This window comes from Marinoscillum sp. HNIBRBA16962, from assembly GCF_057801515.1.
This window is the reverse complement of sequence record NZ_CM173603.1, coordinates 401,821-419,154: the sequence shown is the minus strand read 5'-3', so window position 1 is coordinate 419,154 and position 17,334 is coordinate 401,821. Positions and strand designations below refer to the sequence as shown.

At 44.6% G+C, this 17,334-nt stretch carries 17 protein-coding genes; all 17 read right to left on the bottom strand.

Features of this window, described 5'->3' with window-relative positions:
- Positions 1–6: 6 nt before the first annotated feature.
- On the bottom strand, positions 7–774 hold the full coding sequence (locus AC3E9V_RS01840; RefSeq protein ID WP_488751479.1) for an ABC transporter permease subunit: 768 nt from the start codon (positions 772–774) through the stop codon (positions 7–9).
- Positions 761–1,489, bottom strand: a complete 729-nt coding sequence (locus AC3E9V_RS01835) for an ABC transporter ATP-binding protein (RefSeq protein WP_488751478.1) — start codon at positions 1,487–1,489, stop codon at positions 761–763. The genes AC3E9V_RS01840 and AC3E9V_RS01835 overlap by 14 nt, the downstream gene beginning before the upstream one ends.
- A complete protein-coding gene (gene nosD, locus AC3E9V_RS01830; RefSeq protein WP_488751477.1) occupies positions 1,486–2,730 on the bottom strand; it encodes a nitrous oxide reductase family maturation protein NosD in 1,245 nt (414 codons plus the stop codon). Before nosD ends, AC3E9V_RS01835 begins: the two co-directional genes overlap by 4 nt.
- Position 2,731: 1 nt before the next feature.
- Entirely contained in the window at positions 2,732–3,154 is a 423-nt protein-coding gene (locus tag AC3E9V_RS01825; protein ID WP_488751476.1) for a hypothetical protein, read from the bottom strand.
- 104 nt (positions 3,155–3,258) lie between these two features.
- Positions 3,259–3,849, bottom strand: coding sequence for a hypothetical protein (locus AC3E9V_RS01820; RefSeq protein WP_488751475.1), 591 nt, complete (start codon positions 3,847–3,849; stop codon positions 3,259–3,261).
- Positions 3,850–3,908: 59 nt separating this feature from the next.
- On the bottom strand, positions 3,909–5,918 hold the full coding sequence (gene nosZ / locus AC3E9V_RS01815) for a Sec-dependent nitrous-oxide reductase (protein ID WP_488751474.1): 2,010 nt from the start codon (positions 5,916–5,918) through the stop codon (positions 3,909–3,911).
- Between the two features lie 54 nt (positions 5,919–5,972).
- Positions 5,973–6,476, bottom strand: coding sequence for a c-type cytochrome (locus AC3E9V_RS01810; protein ID WP_488751473.1), 504 nt, complete (start codon positions 6,474–6,476; stop codon positions 5,973–5,975).
- Positions 6,477–6,590: 114 nt separating this feature from the next.
- Complete coding sequence (locus tag AC3E9V_RS01805) at positions 6,591–7,916, bottom strand: hypothetical protein (RefSeq protein WP_488751472.1); 1,326 nt, start codon at positions 7,914–7,916, stop codon at positions 6,591–6,593.
- A gap of 157 nt (positions 7,917–8,073) precedes the next feature.
- On the bottom strand, positions 8,074–9,150 hold the full coding sequence (locus AC3E9V_RS01800) for a DUF8744 domain-containing protein (protein WP_488751471.1): 1,077 nt from the start codon (positions 9,148–9,150) through the stop codon (positions 8,074–8,076).
- Between the two features lie 266 nt (positions 9,151–9,416).
- Complete coding sequence (locus AC3E9V_RS01795) at positions 9,417–10,199, bottom strand: ABC transporter permease (RefSeq protein ID WP_488751470.1); 783 nt, start codon at positions 10,197–10,199, stop codon at positions 9,417–9,419.
- Complete coding sequence (locus AC3E9V_RS01790; RefSeq protein WP_488751469.1) at positions 10,193–10,894, bottom strand: ABC transporter ATP-binding protein; 702 nt, start codon at positions 10,892–10,894, stop codon at positions 10,193–10,195. Before AC3E9V_RS01790 ends, AC3E9V_RS01795 begins: the two co-directional genes overlap by 7 nt.
- Entirely contained in the window at positions 10,891–12,126 is a 1,236-nt protein-coding gene (locus AC3E9V_RS01785; RefSeq protein ID WP_488751468.1) for a nitrous oxide reductase family maturation protein NosD, read from the bottom strand. The genes AC3E9V_RS01790 and AC3E9V_RS01785 overlap by 4 nt, the downstream gene beginning before the upstream one ends.
- A 74-nt stretch (positions 12,127–12,200) precedes the next feature.
- Positions 12,201–13,229: a nitrous oxide reductase accessory protein NosL gene (locus tag AC3E9V_RS01780; RefSeq protein ID WP_488751467.1), complete on the bottom strand. Its 1,029-nt coding sequence runs from the start codon at positions 13,227–13,229 to the stop codon at positions 12,201–12,203.
- Between the two features lie 134 nt (positions 13,230–13,363).
- The gene (gene nosZ, locus AC3E9V_RS01775) at positions 13,364–15,322 is read right to left on the bottom strand and encodes a Sec-dependent nitrous-oxide reductase (protein WP_488751466.1); all 1,959 of its coding nucleotides are present in this window, start codon (positions 15,320–15,322) and stop codon (positions 13,364–13,366) included.
- Between the two features lie 20 nt (positions 15,323–15,342).
- Positions 15,343–15,918, bottom strand: coding sequence for a fasciclin domain-containing protein (locus tag AC3E9V_RS01770; protein ID WP_488751465.1), 576 nt, complete (start codon positions 15,916–15,918; stop codon positions 15,343–15,345).
- Positions 15,919–15,938: 20 nt separating this feature from the next.
- Positions 15,939–16,403: a c-type cytochrome gene (locus AC3E9V_RS01765; protein WP_488751464.1), complete on the bottom strand. Its 465-nt coding sequence runs from the start codon at positions 16,401–16,403 to the stop codon at positions 15,939–15,941.
- 184 nt (positions 16,404–16,587) lie between these two features.
- Positions 16,588–17,307, bottom strand: coding sequence for an iron-sulfur cluster repair di-iron protein (ric, locus tag AC3E9V_RS01760; RefSeq protein ID WP_488751463.1), 720 nt, complete (start codon positions 17,305–17,307; stop codon positions 16,588–16,590).
- Between the last annotated feature and the right edge of the window lie 27 nt (positions 17,308–17,334).

The following is a 17,334-nucleotide window of genomic DNA, read 5'->3' as shown; positions in this document are numbered from 1 at the left end:
TCTCCATTACATATCCTTTTTCAGAAATCTCCTCTTCGCCAGATAGAATGGCGTAAGGGTCCACACCAGTAATACCCCCAGAGCCACCAGGGTACCAGCCACGCTGCCGAAAAAATCGATAAATACAGCTCCCGAAAGCCCAAGCATCGCTGATGCTTCTGTCTTCAGGATCACAAGTATCCGGGCTATGTCTATCGGGTTGAGCATGGTAAGCCCCAGCACTACCCCCTCAATAGGGTAATCACTGTATTGATACATGAAAAAGATGAGCAGTCCGTCAAAAAGAAAGCTGAAAAACGCCCAAACAATAAGGGTCATGCCCATGCCTTTGGATTTATCATTCATCAGCGTACTGATGTACAGCGCCAAAGCGATGAAGAGAACCGTAAGCATCACCCCGCTGATGATCAACAATAGGCTCTCTATGGTTGGATAAAAGATCATCAGGGGCAGACCCACTCCCAGTAAAAAAGTAAGTGAAAAAGCTGCGGATAACCCTGCATAAAGCGCTTTGATGACAGCAGACCTTGCTATGGGCTGAGCCAGTATGAGCATGATAAACTCCTGTGAGTTATAATAATAGATGGTGGCAAAAACCAAAACGATCAGCGGAAGCGCCAATAAAGTGACCTGCATCAGCACCAGCAAGGCCTTTTCGGGTTGGCTCTCCAAAACAAACACTCCCCAGCCTGATAAAGCCATAAGGACGAAGTATCCTAAAATTACCTTATTCCTGATCAGATCTCCCAGGATAAAATGACTAACCCTCCACATGACCGAATCCCTGATTTATTAAACTTACAATAATTTTATTGAGTTGAGTCTCAGAAGTTTGTTGTCTCAATTGCTCAATCTCTTTGAAAAACAACACTTCACCATTCATCAGATAGATCACATGATTGGTAATATCATCCAGATCATTGAGGATATGAGAGGTGATCAGCATCACCCTTTTTTCTTCAATGCATTTTCTGATCTTATCCTTGAGCAATTCATTTGATACCGGATCCAGAGCTGCGGTGGGCTCATCTAAAATCACGATGGCAGGATTATACAAAAAAGCCATTGAGGCGCTGACCTGCTGACGCATACCACCTGACAAAGAACCGAGAGATTTATTCCGGATCTTCTCTATTTCAAATGCCTGATAAAGCTCCATATCATACTCTTCGGGAGGAAGTCCCGGTCGCATTTTACGGATCATCGTGAAAAGCTGATGGACCTTCATATGCTCCGGAAACCGAGTGATCTGGGGCATGTAGCCAATGTTTTTTCTATAATCCTTCCCTTTTGAGGTGTCCTGATCGTTTACCAGAATGCGTCCCTTATCAGGCACTACCAGGCCCAATACAGCCTTTATCAAAGTGGTCTTACCAGAGCCATTGGGACCTATCATGGCTACACTTTGCCCTGGAGTCAAACTCAGTGAAATGTCCTTTAAGGCCTGCTGTGACCCAAACGATTTGTTGATGTTCTCTATCCTGATCATAACTCGTACGGCTCCATTTTGGGTGCTTTATCCACCAGCTCCTCCGGAATGATATCGGGAAAGATACGCTCGCTAAATTCCAGGAGATTCACAAAAAAACTATGGATCATAATGGTGGCTGAGGGGATCTCATTGGTAATTTTGGCAAACAGATTGACCGGACGATAGGGCACATCCCCTACGCCATCTCTGTCTAAATCATACCCATTGTACGAGCTCCAGTAATTCCTTTCATAAAGGTTGGTGTTTCGCTGGGAGTTAGTTACCACCTCAAAAGTATTTGCCAGAAAGTTATTGCCTGTTATTTTGTTGTCCAGACAATTTCCCTTGATATCCAGGGCCGTACCATTTAGCGTAAATTGATTACCTGCTATCTCCAGCCTGTTTGCGCCCTCCGCAAGGATCCCGATGGTATTCCGTATAAACCGGTTGCCCGTAATCTCACCATCGCTGATCTCCTTGAGCAAAAGCCCGTAAGCTGCACCACCCCAGTTTTTTGAAAAAAGATTTTGTTCCATTATGATCTCCTTCGAAAACATTACAGCCACTCCCGCTCCATTTTCTGAAAACTCGTTGAATGCATACCGATCACGATTTGAAAACATAAAGTGAAGACCGTATCTGAGGTTATCATGGCTGTGGTTGTGATGAATCTCACTGTCATTGACAAATTCAAAATAGATCCCGTCCCTATGGCCCGTTACCGTATTATCAGCCACTTCGATATGATCACCTTTCCAGATGTGAATGGCATTTCCGGCGGATGCCTCATCTTTAGCAGTGCCGGAGATACTGTTACTAATGACTTTATAGTCAGACCCATACTCCAGGTATATTCCAAAATAACAGGATAAGATCTCATTATTACGAATAGCCCCTCCGCCAGCTTGTCTAACCCTGATGGCGGAGTATTCACTCAGGTAGCTCACCGCTACATTTTTCAAAACAAACCCTTCAATAATAACAGAGTCAGCCCCCACAATAAAAATATCTGCCTGCTCCTGACCGGCATCTATGACCGGTTTTTCCAGTCCCAGGATCGTAAGTGGCTTAAGGATGGTTATACCAAACTCCCTGTAGGTACCAGAGTGTACCTTGATGGTGTCAAATGGCAAGGAGGCCATCACGGCCTGACGGATGCTTTCAAAACGATGGCCGGGTCCTGCTTCAAGCACATTAGCCATGCTGTTGCACAAGCTTATTGTAAAAAGGACTGAAAATACCAGAAGTCTGACTTTCATCTTATTTTCTTAATTGTTCAACCACTTCGCCCCAGAGAAGCATATCCGTCTTTACGGAATCAGAAATGTTTTTCACCTTTAGAAACCCTGCCAGATATGCGCCCATCGGACTCCTGTATTCCTCTGAAATCACAAAAGACAGCGAGTCAACATGGTGAAGATGCTGCGGATCATCATACGCTACTGCCAGAAGCATTTTATGCTCCGGCGCACCTTCCTCCAGGTGATTTATCAGGCACTCAGCCGCATCGTATTTAAGCACCCGCCCTTTTGTTGTCACAAGTTCAGCGCCGTATTTAGGATTAGCAATAGTCATCCGACAAAACTCACACTGGTCTCGCCCATACCTGATTGGTTCGGGTCCGGAACGGCACCCTGACAATCCCAGACACAGAATGACTACAGCTACATTAATCTTTTTCATATACTTGAAAGTTAGCTCTTAGCCTTTGGTTTTTTGGCCGTTAACTGTTGACTTCATCATGAATCATTTTTCAATCCTCAACTTTCAATTCTCAATTCAATTACCTACTGCTTATTGAGCTTTTTACTTCTCCAGGTAGCCAGGAAGGCAGACAAAATAGAAAGGGACAAAAAGACGGTACCCAGGTGAGGATACGACTTTACATAAAAATTCAACAGATCCTTCTCTCCCAGCAATGGGGGCATATACGTCATGCCCGGCACTTTTATAGGCGCATCGGGGTCAAGGTTATGTCCGTAATCATACATCCACAGATAGAAATCATAAACTCCAAGAGCCCCCAGAATCACCAACACCAAAAACCAGGTTCCATACATCCAGGTTCTGTTTACTGCAATACTTCCCAGCCCCAGGGCCATCATACCGTAAATCACCCAGGGAAAATACCGGAGCTCCGGAATGGAATCAGGCTCTATGTATTGCATCCCGATGTAGTGATTCAGGATGTTAATGTTTTGGATAATCTTATCTGTCCCGTCTGCTCCGGAAAACTTATCGATCCAGATATACAGCTGTAACCCACCGGGAAACTGAGCCGCCTCCAAAGTAATCTGCCATAAAGGGAAAAGAAATACCCCTCCTAACAAAATTATACCTAACAACATAATCCATCTTGGCTGCAAAAATCTTTTCATACCTTGCTTCAGGTTAAAGAATAATACAAGAGCGGCTCAGTGAGCCGCTCTGCAAGTGTTTATTGATTTTCTGCCTTATCCAGCATCTCTCTCAGTGACTCTTCGTCCTGATTTTCATTGTTGAGACCCCAGACAAGTTTCACATCCGAATTTTCCGGTGAAACACGGACGTACCCGGACATTTCCTGGTGTAATGCTGAGCAAAAGTCCGTACAGTAAAATGCAAACACACCGGGTTTTATCGGGCTCCACTTCAAAGTTCTGGTTTGTCCCGGCATGACCAGCAGCTCGGCATTGTTAGCTCCCTGGATCGCAAATCCATGTGGCACATCCCAGCCCTGCTCCAGGTTAGTCACGTGGAAGTAAACCTCATCTCCCATTTTTATGCCCTCTATATTGTCCGGTGCAAGGTGACTTCTGATAGCCGTCATGTATACATGGACTTCTTTACCATCCCTTATCACTTTGGCCTGACCTTCACCTTTCGCGACATAAGGGTGCTCATTGTCTTCTATTTTATAGAATTTTTTAACGTTTGGCAGGATCTTATCCGCAGCAATCGCCTGCGCATAGTGCGGCTCACCTTTGGTAGGAAAATCCAGGATGAGTTTCATTTTGTCGCCGCTAATGTCAAATAGCTGCGCACTGTGTGCCAGCTCCGGGCCCGTGGGTAAGTAGCGGTCCTTGGTGATCTTGTTCATAGCCACCAGGTATTTTCCGTCAGGTTTTCTGGTCTCCCCGCCAGGAATCACCAAATGCCCCGGGGAATAAAACGTAGACTGTCTGTCTACAATTTCGAGGTTTTCTACATTCCATTTCACCACCTCTGACGAAATAAAGAAGGTAGTGTAAGCATTGCCTCTACCATCAAACTCCGTGTGCAAAGGACCGAGCCCCGGCTTTTGTAAAACTCCATGTAAGCCGGACTCATAGTTAATCACCGGAATGCCTTCTACCTCTCCTGCAAAATCTTCCTCCTCAATGGCTTTCATAAGTTTATCAAAAGAGTAGATGGACATATCGGCAGAGAGTTTTCCATTTCCTACAATGTACTCTCCGGTAGGGTCCACGTCACATCCGTGAGGAGACTTTGGCACCGGGATAAAATACACCATCCCCGGGCAGTCCTTTGGATTCAGGATATTAGTCGTGGTGAGCTCTGTGGATTCGGCTATTCCTGTTTTCTCATTGACCTGGTTATGCAGATAGGACGTTTTGCGTTCCCTGGCTTTTCCCTGTTCGATGTACTCCTCGGCCTTCTTCCAGTTGATAATGGCCATCAGGTCTTTATCTTTTTTTGAAGCATTTACCTCTAAAAGGGTATAAGCCTGCTCGGAATTGTAGGTAGTCAGAAAGCTCCATCCATGGGACTTTCCTTTGCCGTTTCTCGCCAGATCATAATTAAATCCAGGCATCTCTATTTGAAAGTCCAGGTTCATGTGCCCTTCCTCAGGATCCACAGAAACGTAGTTGATCAGTCCCTTGAAGTTTTCTTTGTAAGAAGTGATCGACACATCTTTCTGGGGTATGGGCACACTAAATCGGGTCCCGGAAACCAGGTATTCTGAGTTTTCGGTAATGAAAGGAGCACAATGTAACCCTGCCACATCCGGTATCTCCAGGATCTCTACTGTTTCGAATGTCTCCAGGTCTATCCGGGCAATCCTCGGTGTATTATTGGCGTTAACAAAAAGCCATCGCCCGTCAAACTCTCCGTTAGTCTGAGAAAGCTCAATGTGATGGGAGTCGTCCCAGGGCACTTCACCATAAGAGGTTTTAAACATAGCTTTTGTTTCCTCACTGTAGCCATACCCATTTTCAGGGTACTTTGAAAATACAGGTATCTCCTTTAGAAGTCTCCCGGAAGGCAAACCGTACGCGGTTATCTGACCGCTATAACCTCCGGACATAAACGCATAAAACTCATCGTATTCGCCAGGAGCAACATAAGCCTGAGCGGCAGCATCGCCCTCTATGACAGACTTTGCATCGCGCTTGCTGCACGAGGTGAAAATCAAAGCCGAAACAGCCAGGACAATGGAAAATTGATTTATTAAGTTCGTTTTCATAGGTAAAATTTCTTTTAAGGTTTTAAAATGATCAAATAAGTCTCAGCTCAGGTTTTAACTTTCTGCAGCCTCGTCTTTTGATCCTACTGTTTCCAAATCATTTTTCCGCATAAACTCCAGTATGTCACGTGCATCACCAATGGATACTCCCTGGTTAGGCATTCTTGTAAGGCATTCTTCCAGTAGCTTTTGTGCCTGTGGATCCTGATCTAACATCACATCTACATTAGTGATCATATTCATGATCCATTCGGGACGTCTTTTATTCGTAATGCCTGCCCACCCCGGACCAACTACGCGCTGATCGGTAAGCTTATGGCAGGCCGAGCACTTCATTTCATAAATGGCCTTACCACTTTTGATCATCCCCTCTTCCAGTGGGTCCGTCAGGTTGACATTCTTCACCTCACCAATCCCTTTGGGATCAGCTTTGGGGGCTTTCTCTGTGGCTTTTGCCTGGTCCGCTGTTGAGCTTTCAGCGCTTTGTTGACCTCCTCCGCCACATGAAGCTATGATCAGCATCATGATGGCCACTATTGTAATCTTTGAGTTTTCCATAACATTATTGGTTTAGTTAGTTGTTTTTGAATTTATTTCTATGTCTGTTTCATTTGTTTAAAGTCTCAAAATTTGACATTTGGTACATACATTAATCCCGGCCGGGCAGGCATATCAGTTGGACTGCGCGTCCCGGTGTTGCTCAATAATTGGGTCGGACCGCGTAGGTTGAGCATTATGCTCATTTCTGTTATCTGACCTTCTGTAAGCGCCGAGAACAACCCCAATGCCTACAGGAAGCAAAGCCGTGATCACAAATAATAATTCATGATAGTAATCAATGAACCCTTTTTTCATCCAAAGGAGCGTACCCTGTCCAAAAAGGATGATTTCTGTTCCTAAAAATCCAGCGACTATAATCATCCATCCGATCTTTGAACCCTTATTAGCCGGTAGCAGTCCATTTTTTAGCAGCAATGATGCACCTGTGAGTGAAATCGATCCCAGCATGATCAGGTGTATGAATCCTATCACGTAATTTCTTATGGTGTAAGAGATGGTAGCCACAGCGGGGATTGCAACTGCCATCTGTACGATCACTTTCACAATCAGGCACAGGACACCAAAAGCAAGAAGCCAGTCTGTCCAATGGACCAGTTGTGTAAAGGGATTTGACACTTTGAATATCTCCCTGAAGATCAGGAAAAAGGCAATTGCATTGATCAGGACCCCAGCTGTATTAAGGTAAAAGATGATGGAGAGCGGGGTGCTCCACGTCACGGATAATGCATACGTCAACAGTAAGGAGAGTTGAAGTAACCAAAATACATAACCGGGTATCTGTATGGTTTTTTCACCTTTTGAAAAGTGATAGATCCATAACCCGATAATTGCGTAAGTAAACCAGCCGTTGAACTGAAAGTGCAAAAAAAACTGGATACTCATGTAGTACAATGGGTGAAGCTTGCCCAGCAGAGCGCTGATGGGAGCAATGGCCCAAAGTCCGAGTGTTGAAACCAGCAGCCAATAGACACTCCACCGAATAAACCGGGTATGTGAATTCAGGTTGGATTCATCCAGGTTTCGTAAAAACGAAATAGCAAAAACATAAACAGAGGCCAGATGCAAAGTAGAAAAGGCAATGCTGTATGGCCCATATCCCTGGTAGAGAAAGAAAGCAGCCATCCCAATGGTAGCGACAATATTGACTGTAAGAAGAAACCGAAGAGTTCTGTTTTGCTGTGATTTCTGCTTAAGGAGAAAGAGCATTGCGCCCGAAACAAACATATAGCCCCACCCAAGCAAAGCCACATGAGAATGGGCATGCAATATATGTTTATAGTCCAGGAAGGGAATTTCAGCTATATAGATATACCGCATCATAGTCCCTAAAACGGCAGCAAGCAAAAAAAAGGCTAGCGCAGATTTCATCCACGAATTGTGAAACTGAGATCCTATTGCCAGATCATGGACGGGTAATCCGAGGTGTTTGTCTTTCATTGATACGAGTATTCTGAAAGGCAGGGTCGCAAATGCCTCTACTTATCCACCCACATTATGTCATTTACAACAACCCGGGTAACTTAATGTTCATTAAATAGTCGGTAAGTACAATTTAATTGAAATAAATCAGCAAAACAACTCAGAGAAATCCTGATCACCTTTTTATTTCGGCAGGGTGGTTAGATAAGCTTTTGTATATGATAATAGCTCCCATCACCAAAAACATTACGAGGATCGCCACGCCATTAAGTGCGCCCAGAATTTTCCGAAACTCCATTTGTCCTGTCATGCTGAAGAGGATACGTCCTACTAAAGTCAGCTGGAAAATTCCCCAGAAAAGCCAGATGATGGGATGAAAAGGACGATATTTCAAACGTAAAATAGCAGGTAAGATCAGCGGTGCATGAGCCCAGATCATAGAAAATGCAAACCCCAGGAAGATGGTATGAATGAAGAGGTCATACTGCAGGGGCCTGTTAGCAAAAAATAACGATATGATCCCATGAAAGATGAGCCACCCGTACCCCACCAGGATCCCGATCCCTATATACTGATAGTGACCTTTTTTCATGGCAGTAATGCGAGCTACGTCATACCTGATCAGCCACCCTGATATAAGTAGGACGCAGCCACCATAAATGATGCTCCCAATGCCATGAAATGAAAGGAGCAAGCTTAAAATACAAATGATGATCATCCCCCAAAAGACTTTTTTTGCCTCTGATGGCACGGGTAGGAACTTTGTGAGTTCCAGCCGCTCCCCCACGATCGTAAATAGTATGAATCCTGCCCACCAATTAATCGCAGCAGGAATAAAGGAGGACTGAAGTACTTTGAAATTCCCTATCAGCCAAAACACAGCCCCGATCATGAGTATGTACCAATACCTCTCTTCATACTTGATGGTCTGCATAAAGTAAAAAGCTACCAGTCCAGCAGAGCTCAGCACCAGTGAAACAGTACCTGCCCTTTCCTGATCCAGCAGAAAGAGAACCGTAGACAAGCCGCAAAGGAGAGGAAAAATCAGCCACCACCTATTTTTTGATGTGATAGTTCGCTCCAGGGTGATCAACCCACCTATAAATCCTCCGGTCATCAATAGACCATGATGGCCGGCCGCTGCAGGTAAGCTGATATCCCAGCCCATGCGTACCCATCCTCCCAGGATCCCTGATATCAGGGCCACTAAGAAAAATGGGAATATGAAATATGGCCTGAACGTGTTTTTCATGTGCTTAAAAATTGGCTTTTAGCTATTGGCTCTTAGTTATTGTCTTACATCTATTGTTCATTGTCTTTTTTGCCTCTATTACTCATTGTCTGTGCCTATTGCTTACTGCCTACTAACATTAGCTGTTAGCTATTGACCATTTGACTTCATTATGATAAATCCTTAATCTTTTGTCTATGGTTTAGCTTTTGGCTTTTGGACTTTAGCTCTTAGCTTTTGACTGTTAATGGTCAGCGGTCAATGGCTAATGGTCAATGGTCAGATGATTACATATCTTTTTTGGCAAACTGGTGTCTTGCCAGTAAAAAGGGCGCCAGCACCCACAATATCAGCATCACTCCCGACAGAGAAATCCCCAGGTAGCCCCCGAAAAATTTCTGGAAGAGAGCCCCCGTATAACCCAGCAGGGCAGAAATATCCAGCTTTAAGAGGATCATGATCCGCGACAGATCAATGGGATTAAAGAGACTGACCCCAAGCGCAAAAGTATCAAGCGGGTAATCACTGAAAATGATCAGCGCTATCATGATCATCCCGTCATAGATCACCGCAAAAAACAACCACATAAGGATGGCATAGCCAAAGCCTTTCAGCTTATTGGAATTTGACAGGGCAATTAACATGGCCAGGGCTACGAAAATGAATGTGAGTAACCCTCCGGACACTAATAGCATCAAAAAATTGATGATCTCGCCAGACTTGAACAGTCCGTAGAAGATGAATGGTATCCCCAGTCCAAAAAGAAGGCTTAGCGTCAATGATCCGGAAATACCCAGATATTGTCCCATAAAGATCCACGAACGCTTGATCGGCTGTGCGAGTAACAGCTCTGTAAACTCCCTGGAGTTGTAAAAATACATCACCCCGAAAATGGTCCCGATCATGGGTGTCAGCACCACGATAATATTCATCAGCGTAATGACAGCCTTGGACAAGTCGTTGTTCAGAAACAGAAGTGCGAATCCCAATATCAGGTAAAACCCAAAATAGATCAGGGTCCATCTACTCCTGATAAGGTCCGCGAAACAGTATTTCAGGATTTTTAACATGGTTCCAGGATTGAGGCTATTGAATGTTCCAGATCTTCCGTTTTGGTCTTTTCCCTGAGACTCTGCAGTGTACCCTGAAAATAAACCTTCCCTTCCAGCAGGAAGATAATCTCGTCTGCCAGCTCCTCCATCAGACTCATAATGTGCGAAGTGATCAGGATCGTTTTACCGGCTTCTCTGGCTTTTACCAGCAGCTCCTTAAGCTTTATCAGGGAAACGGGGTCCAGCCCGGCAGTCGGCTCGTCCAGGATGATGATCGGAGCATCAAACATAAAGGTCAAAACAATATTTACCTTCTGACGAGTCCCTCCGGATAAGTTGCCGAGGCGCTTATCAAGAAACTGCTCCAGCTTAAACAGTTCTATAAGCTTTTCAGGATTTGCCTTTTCCCCTTTGATGTCCCGGATCATATCGATCAGCTCTTTTACTTTCAGATTGTCAGGGAAGCGCGCGATCTGAGGCAGGTAACCGATCTGCTTGCGGTATCCCCAACCTCCCATAATGCTCTTCTTATCAATGAGGACTTCCCCACTATCAGGGATCACCATGCCCAGGATGATCTTAAGAAAGGTCGTCTTACCGGATCCGTTTGGCCCCAGCACAGCGAAGATCCCGCCCCGCTTCACATCAAAACTTACATCATCCAGTACGGTAAGCTTCCCAAAAGATTTGCGCAAATGGCTGATCGTGATCATTTAAATACAGTTAAAGAAGGTGAATCATCTACCAGGTCGTCCGGAGTGAAAACCGGCGAAACACGTTCTGAAAAATTGATAATATCTACAAAGAGACTTCTCAGCAGAATGATCGTCTCCGGCGTGCGGTTTACCACATAGGAAAAGAGTTTGACAGGTCTGTATGGCACATCTCCTATCCCGTCCTTATCCAGATCATAACCTGTATAATCACTCCAGTAGTTGTTTTCAAAGACATTGTCATTCATTCGGGAATTATATGATACCTCAAATGAATTGCCGATGAAGTTATTCCTGGAGAACCGATTGGCATAGCAACCACCGGAAACCTTTATGGCCCATCCGTTTTGTTTAATGGTATTTTCCAAATAGTCTATCCTGGTAGAACCGTCGATAAATATTCCTGTAGTGTTTTTTTCAAAACGATTGCCTATGACCTGTCCGTCATAGATCTCTTTGAGTAAAAGGCCATAGGAGGCTGTACCCCAGTTTTCCAGAAAATGATTGTTTTTCATCAAGATCCATTTGGAAAACATCACCGCCACACCGGCACCATTGTTCTGAAAAGTGTTACCCACATAATCGTCATGATTGGAAAACATAAAATGCAAACCATACCGAACGTTTCCATAGGTATAGTTGCCGGTAATGTGGCTATCATCTACAAACTCCAGGTAGATACCGTCCCGCATGCCGGAAACCTCATTGCCATGGACCAATACATCTTTGCAATGCCAGAGATGGATTCCGTTTCCTGAGTCATCTTCCCGCCTGGAAGTACCGGCTACTTTATTGTTTTTGATTATACCATGCCCGCTCTTCTCCACAAGCAGCCCAAAGAATGAATCGCTGATTTTATTATCTGAAATCAGGAAGCTATCTGCCCTGTAAACGTAAACAGCCGCATAATCCCGGGTATAGCTCTTTTGCGTATTGCGGATCTCAAATCCTGACAGGGTAATGCCATCAGCCAGAAGTTTTAAAACATATCCTGTTTCATTTCCATCCAGTACCGCTCCCGGCTCCCCGATCAGTGTTGCTTTTTTTGTTATTTCCAGGTTTTCACATCTGTACACTCCTGGTTTTACCAGTATGGTGTCTCCGTTTTCCGCCTCAGCCAGTGCCGCGGAAACCTCGCCATAGGCACAGTCCTGGCAGACCTCCAGAGTTCCGGCCTGCAATACAGGCGGCAGCACCAGTAAAAGAAAGACAGAAAAACCTTTGATACTCATGATAAAATATTTAATCCCTGTGGCCCATGTATCTTTTTCTTGCATTTGAATGTCCCGGACGACTACCGGTTTCCTCATTGCTTTGCAAGTTCCCGTAACTCAAATCGTCGCCTCAGTTCTTTCCACTGAAGGGTAGTTCCTCCGGCCTTTTGGTGGATTTCACTTCTTGCTCTTTCTTCCGCAAATGCTGTGAGATTAGCGCCCATAGGACTGGGGAGTTTTTCACTGATCAGAAAATGGGCTTCAGAGGCATCGGTAAGTTTGCCAGGGTTTGCATAGTCTGCCACGAGATAAAAAGCCACAACAGGCCGGTCCCATTCTTTCAGATCGTTGAGCATACACTCTATAGCATCATACTTGTAGGCTTTACCTGTCTCAGTTACCAGTTGGGAGGCGTGCTGACGATCTACTATGGTCATGTTACAAAAAACACAGACCTCTTCACCATAAGCTATGGGTTGCTCTTTTACCTCACAGGAGAATAATGGCAGCAAACAAAGTAGTAGCAATGCTTGCGGAAATACCTCTTTCCTGGCTCTGAAAAAAGCAAATACAGAAAGTGCCATGCCCAATACAAGTAAGAAGGTACCAATACGCGGCATGGAGATCGCCCTGAAATTCAGGATGGTTTTAGCGCCGATCAGCGGAGGTTGGTAACTCATGGGCTGACCATGCTCATCCGTAAATTTTATGGCCGCATTTTCTTTCAGATTATGACCGTAATCGTACTCCCATTGGTAGAAATCGTACATCGCTATACTTCCTAAAACCACAACCAGGACAAACCATGTGATGTACAAGGAGCGCTTACCAATAAAGGCAAAAAGCACGCCCAGGACAATAATCCCTCCTACGAAATACGGGAAAATAGCAAACTCCGGGATCTGATCGGGAATCTCTTTCATACCCACATAATGATTCATAATGTTTATGTTCTTGATATCATTCTCTCCGGTCCCTTTAAACTTATTGATATGAATATCCATCCCGATAGAATCCGGATATTGAGGTGCTTCCAGTGTGATATTCCAGATAGGAACAACAAACAGACCACAGAGTAGCAGCGCACCTACAAGCATGTATATTTTAGATAACTTCTTCATGATTTTGAGAATTTGACTTTATCAAAGGCTGCCCCGTGGGAGAGGCAGCCTTTTCTTCAAACAACCAACCTAATCCGGCAATCCGGGAGATCATTACTGAGAATATTTATCTCACAGTAAATGATGCAATCTGATCATTCGCCATCCAGGGTCCACTTCAGCGGAACATCGGATCCTTGCGCTGACACTCGCACATATCCCTGCATCTCCTGGTGTAAGGCTGAGCAGAAATCGGTACAATAAAATGGCCAGACACCAAGCTTTTTGGGCTCCCACACAAACGTCTCTGTTTGACCCGGCATAATCAGCAACTCGGAAGTATTAGCTCCGATCATACTGATGCCGTGCGGCACATCAAAGTCCTGTTCCAGGTTCGTCACATGGAAATATACTTTGTCACCCACCTTGACTCCCTCTATATTATCAGGAGCAAAGTGGCTTCTGATGGTAGTCATATAAATGTGAACCTCGTTGCCATCCCGCTCTACACGCGTGTCCTTTTCACTCAAGGCAGCATAAGGGTGCTTATTATCTTCAAGCCTGTAAATCTTCTTTTGATTGGACTTGATCAATTCCGCCGGACAACCAGCTGCATAGTGAGGCTCACCGATCGTTGGGAAATCCAGCAAGAGCTCCATTTTCTCTCCGGAGATATCATAAAGCTGCGCTGACTGACAGAGCTCAGGGCCTGTGGGTAGGTATCTGTCTTTGGTGATCTTATTCATAGCCAGGGCATACTTGCCAAATGGTTTCCTGGAGTTACCGCCAGGGATCATCAGGTGGCCCACAGAATAATACGTAGGCTTTCTGTCCAGCACCTCCCAGGTTCCTACTTTCCACTTGACCAGTTCTGAGGAAATAAAGAATGTGGTGTATGCATTTCCTTTACCATCAAATTCGGTATGCAATGGCCCAAGACCTGCCTGCTGCACTACTCCACCCACCACATCATCGTAGTTGAGGATAGGAATCCCATACACATCGCCATCAAACTTTTCATTCTCTATTGCATCAAGCATTTTAGTGAATGAATGCGCTGTGAGTGAAGCAGAAAGTTTACCACTTCCTATGATATATTCTCCGGTAGGATCCACATCACACCCGTGCGGGGATTTGGGAGTAGGCAGGAGGTAAACCAGACCTGGATGCTTCGATGGATCGATTATGCGAACCTCATTTTTCATAGTGGAGGTAGCCGAATGGGTAGACTCATCATACACGTTATGAGCATACTCTGTCGGCATGGTTTCAAATTTGCCCTCAGCTATAAGTTCTTCAGCTTTCTTCCAGTTTATTGCAGCAATAAAGTCCTTATCATTTTGTGAGGCATTAACCTCCAGCAATGTGTTTGCCTCTTCCGTATTGTAGGTGGTGAAAAACATCCAGCCATGTGACGCGCCTCGGCCAGGGTGAGCCAGATCATAGTCAAAACCAGGCATCATAATCTGGAATTCCAGATTCATATGGCCGGACTCATCATCAACTTTTATGAAAGAAATAGCTCCCTTAAATGTGCCTTTGTACTCATCGATAGAAACATCACGCTGTGGTACAGGTACGGAAAAACGTGTTCCGGCCACTACATACTCAGTATTCTCAGTGACGAAAGAAGAGCTGTGATTACCGGCGCTATTTGGCAATTCTATGATCTCTTCGGTTTCAAATGTAGAAAGGCTTATTCTCGCGATCCTCGGGGTATTATTCCCATTGATAAAACACCATCTTCCATCTATTTCTCCGTTGGTCTGCGAAAGGTCAGGGTGGTGAGCGTCATCCCAGGGCACAAAGCCAAACGATGTGTTTAGCATAGGTTTGGTCTCCTCATTGAATCCATAGGCTTTTTCAGCGTCTACAGAAAAAACAGGAATCACTTTAAACAACCGGCCTGAAGGCAGGCCGTGAATGGCCAGCTGGCCACTGAAACCACCCGATACAAAAGCGTAATATTCATCATGCTCTCCCGGCGGCACATATACCCGCTCAGCAATGTTATTACCAAGCGCTCCGGATTTATTTCCTCCCTGTTGCCCACAGGAAGACAATATCATTCCAATGATCAGTACACCGGAAAAAAGTTGAAATAAGGTTCTCATAATTGTTTATTTAAGGTATGTCAGTTTGGTAGAATTACTTTATCTACCACATTGATGATTCCGTTTGAAGTTTCTATAGTAGCCAGAATCTCGGCTCCACCTACTTTTACCAGATCGCCGTTTACCTCTACCTCCAGATAGTCACCGGTAGCCATGTAGATCTTTCTTCCTTTTCTGGCCTCTTTTTTAAGCGCTTCCAGGTTAAATGAACCCGGAGCAGCATGCCTTGTAAGGATTGTGGCCAGTTGACTCTTATTCTCTGGTTTGAGAAGATCCTCTACAGTACCTTCAGGCAGGGCATCAAAGGCCGCATTATTTGGTGCAAAAACGGTGAGCGGTCCTGCATTAACCAGGACATGCTCGATCTGTGCAGCTTGTACCGCTGCCACTAATGTGGTATGGTCCTGCGAACCAGCTGCCACCTGCAAAATGTTCTTTTCAGATACATCATCTTCTACCGAAGCCTGCCCTTTTGGGTGACTTGCCGGCACTGTTTCTGTAGCTTGCTGTGAGGTTTCCCCAGGCTTATTGCCACAGCCTGTAAGCAGTAGCAAGCTGAAAAAGATAACAGGTAATCCATTGATACACTTTCTCATGATAGTTATGGTTTAGGTTTCTAGAGTGTTCTGAAATATTCCAGCACTGCCCTTGCTTCCTCTTTAGTCAAATTCTGATTGGCCATAGGTGACCCGTTATACTCCATAAGGAGCTTTTTCGCAATCGGATCTTGCTGGATCATTACATCCGGATTCAGGATCATATTCATCGTCCATGCAGGGGTCCTCCTGGATAAAATTCCAGCTGGTGACGGGCCTATAAATCGTTTGTCAGTCTTATGGCAAGCTGTACACTTCGCCTCAAAAATTTCCTGGCCATTAGTCGCCAGGGTCTGATCCACATCAGCTTCCAGAGTGAAGGCCTCAATTGGTCCTATTCCTTGATTGTTCTGCCAGTTTTCATATGGGTCGGCAGGTTCTACTTTAGATTGTTCTTTGATCTGATCAATTCTGCTCTTTCCGCCACCACCGCATGAGGATAGCATTAGAGCTAACAAAAAGAGACTTAGAATTAAATTTTTCATAATAATGATTTTTACAATTGACAAAAATTCAAAAACGCGCCTGTCTGATTCATGATCTTTGCGTCCATAAAAAATGACCTTAATCATATGTTCAGGTTTTTTAGCTTTGGGTGTTCAGGTATTAATCAGGTCAGCCCAACGGCATCATTAGATGTATTAACTTCTGATAGCATCTCCGACGAGGTTAAAATCCAAATTCCGAGAAAAGCTGTTTTGCTCTTGGAAAAAGAATATTGTTTTCCAGATGAATGTGCTTATGCAAATCCTCTTCAAACTCTTTGAGCAAGGCAAAAGCTACCCAGTAGGTCTGGCAACCGTCCGGAGGACACTGGTAATTCTTACTCAGTTCGGCAATTTTCCGAAACCTTTCTCCTTCTACACTATGCTCTTCCTCCATCATGGCAATGGGATTATTAATATCTCCAAAGTGGGGTTTAGAAAGTGGGAAATTGCTCGCCCTGGACTCCACCATAGCTTGTATATAGGGGAAGAGAACAAGCTCTTCTTTCTTCATGTGAACTGTAAGGGCATCTGACGCATTGAAAAAAAGATCACGTATTTCAAATAACTCAGCGTGCCGCTCGCCATGAACCTCAGTAAGCTTATCCAGATAGGTCCGTAAGGCAGGTATGGTAGCCTCTACATATTTATGATGCACATTGACAATTGTATGGATCAACTCGTTGAGATCCATCTGCTCATAGTTGTAGTCATCAGCTACTTTGAATGACTCCTCTAACTCGCTAATTACCTTCTCAACTGCAACATTCCTGCTTCTGCAGGCCTCTTCAAGCGTGATGCCTCCCTTACAGCAAAAGTCTATCCCAAAGGAGGTGAGTACTTTTGACGTCTTGAAATTGGAGGCCACTATTTTGCCAACTTTTGTGTTTGCTATGTCTTTCATGATTTAATTAGGATTTTAGGATCTTTT

Excerpts from the sequence above, each read along its gene's own strand:
- AC3E9V_RS01805 (WP_488751472.1), bottom strand. The coding sequence starts at position 7,916 with ATGAAAGACAAACACCTCGGATTACCCGTCCATGATCTGGCAATAGGA.
- AC3E9V_RS01780 (WP_488751467.1), bottom strand. The coding sequence starts at position 13,229 with ATGAAGAAGTTATCTAAAATATACATGCTTGTAGGTGCGCTGCTACTC.
- AC3E9V_RS01835 (WP_488751478.1), bottom strand. The coding sequence starts at position 1,489 with ATGATCAGGATAGAGAACATCAACAAATCGTTTGGGTCACAGCAGGCC.
- AC3E9V_RS01795 (WP_488751470.1), bottom strand. The coding sequence starts at position 10,199 with ATGTTAAAAATCCTGAAATACTGTTTCGCGGACCTTATCAGGAGTAGA.
- AC3E9V_RS01810 (WP_488751473.1), bottom strand. The coding sequence starts at position 6,476 with ATGGAAAACTCAAAGATTACAATAGTGGCCATCATGATGCTGATCATA.
- nosD (WP_488751477.1), bottom strand. The coding sequence starts at position 2,730 with ATGAAAGTCAGACTTCTGGTATTTTCAGTCCTTTTTACAATAAGCTTG.
- AC3E9V_RS01785 (WP_488751468.1), bottom strand. The coding sequence starts at position 12,126 with ATGAGTATCAAAGGTTTTTCTGTCTTTCTTTTACTGGTGCTGCCGCCT.
- AC3E9V_RS01765 (WP_488751464.1), bottom strand. The coding sequence starts at position 16,403 with ATGAAAAATTTAATTCTAAGTCTCTTTTTGTTAGCTCTAATGCTATCC.
- AC3E9V_RS01820 (WP_488751475.1), bottom strand. The coding sequence starts at position 3,849 with ATGAAAAGATTTTTGCAGCCAAGATGGATTATGTTGTTAGGTATAATT.
- AC3E9V_RS01800 (WP_488751471.1), bottom strand. The coding sequence starts at position 9,150 with ATGAAAAACACGTTCAGGCCATATTTCATATTCCCATTTTTCTTAGTG.
- nosZ (WP_488751466.1), bottom strand. The coding sequence starts at position 15,322 with ATGAGAACCTTATTTCAACTTTTTTCCGGTGTACTGATCATTGGAATG.
- AC3E9V_RS01840 (WP_488751479.1), bottom strand. The coding sequence starts at position 774 with ATGTGGAGGGTTAGTCATTTTATCCTGGGAGATCTGATCAGGAATAAG.
- AC3E9V_RS01770 (WP_488751465.1), bottom strand. The coding sequence starts at position 15,918 with ATGAGAAAGTGTATCAATGGATTACCTGTTATCTTTTTCAGCTTGCTA.
- ric (WP_488751463.1), bottom strand. The coding sequence starts at position 17,307 with ATGAAAGACATAGCAAACACAAAAGTTGGCAAAATAGTGGCCTCCAAT.
- AC3E9V_RS01790 (WP_488751469.1), bottom strand. The coding sequence starts at position 10,894 with ATGATCACGATCAGCCATTTGCGCAAATCTTTTGGGAAGCTTACCGTA.
- AC3E9V_RS01825 (WP_488751476.1), bottom strand. The coding sequence starts at position 3,154 with ATGAAAAAGATTAATGTAGCTGTAGTCATTCTGTGTCTGGGATTGTCA.
- nosZ (WP_488751474.1), bottom strand. The coding sequence starts at position 5,918 with ATGAAAACGAACTTAATAAATCAATTTTCCATTGTCCTGGCTGTTTCG.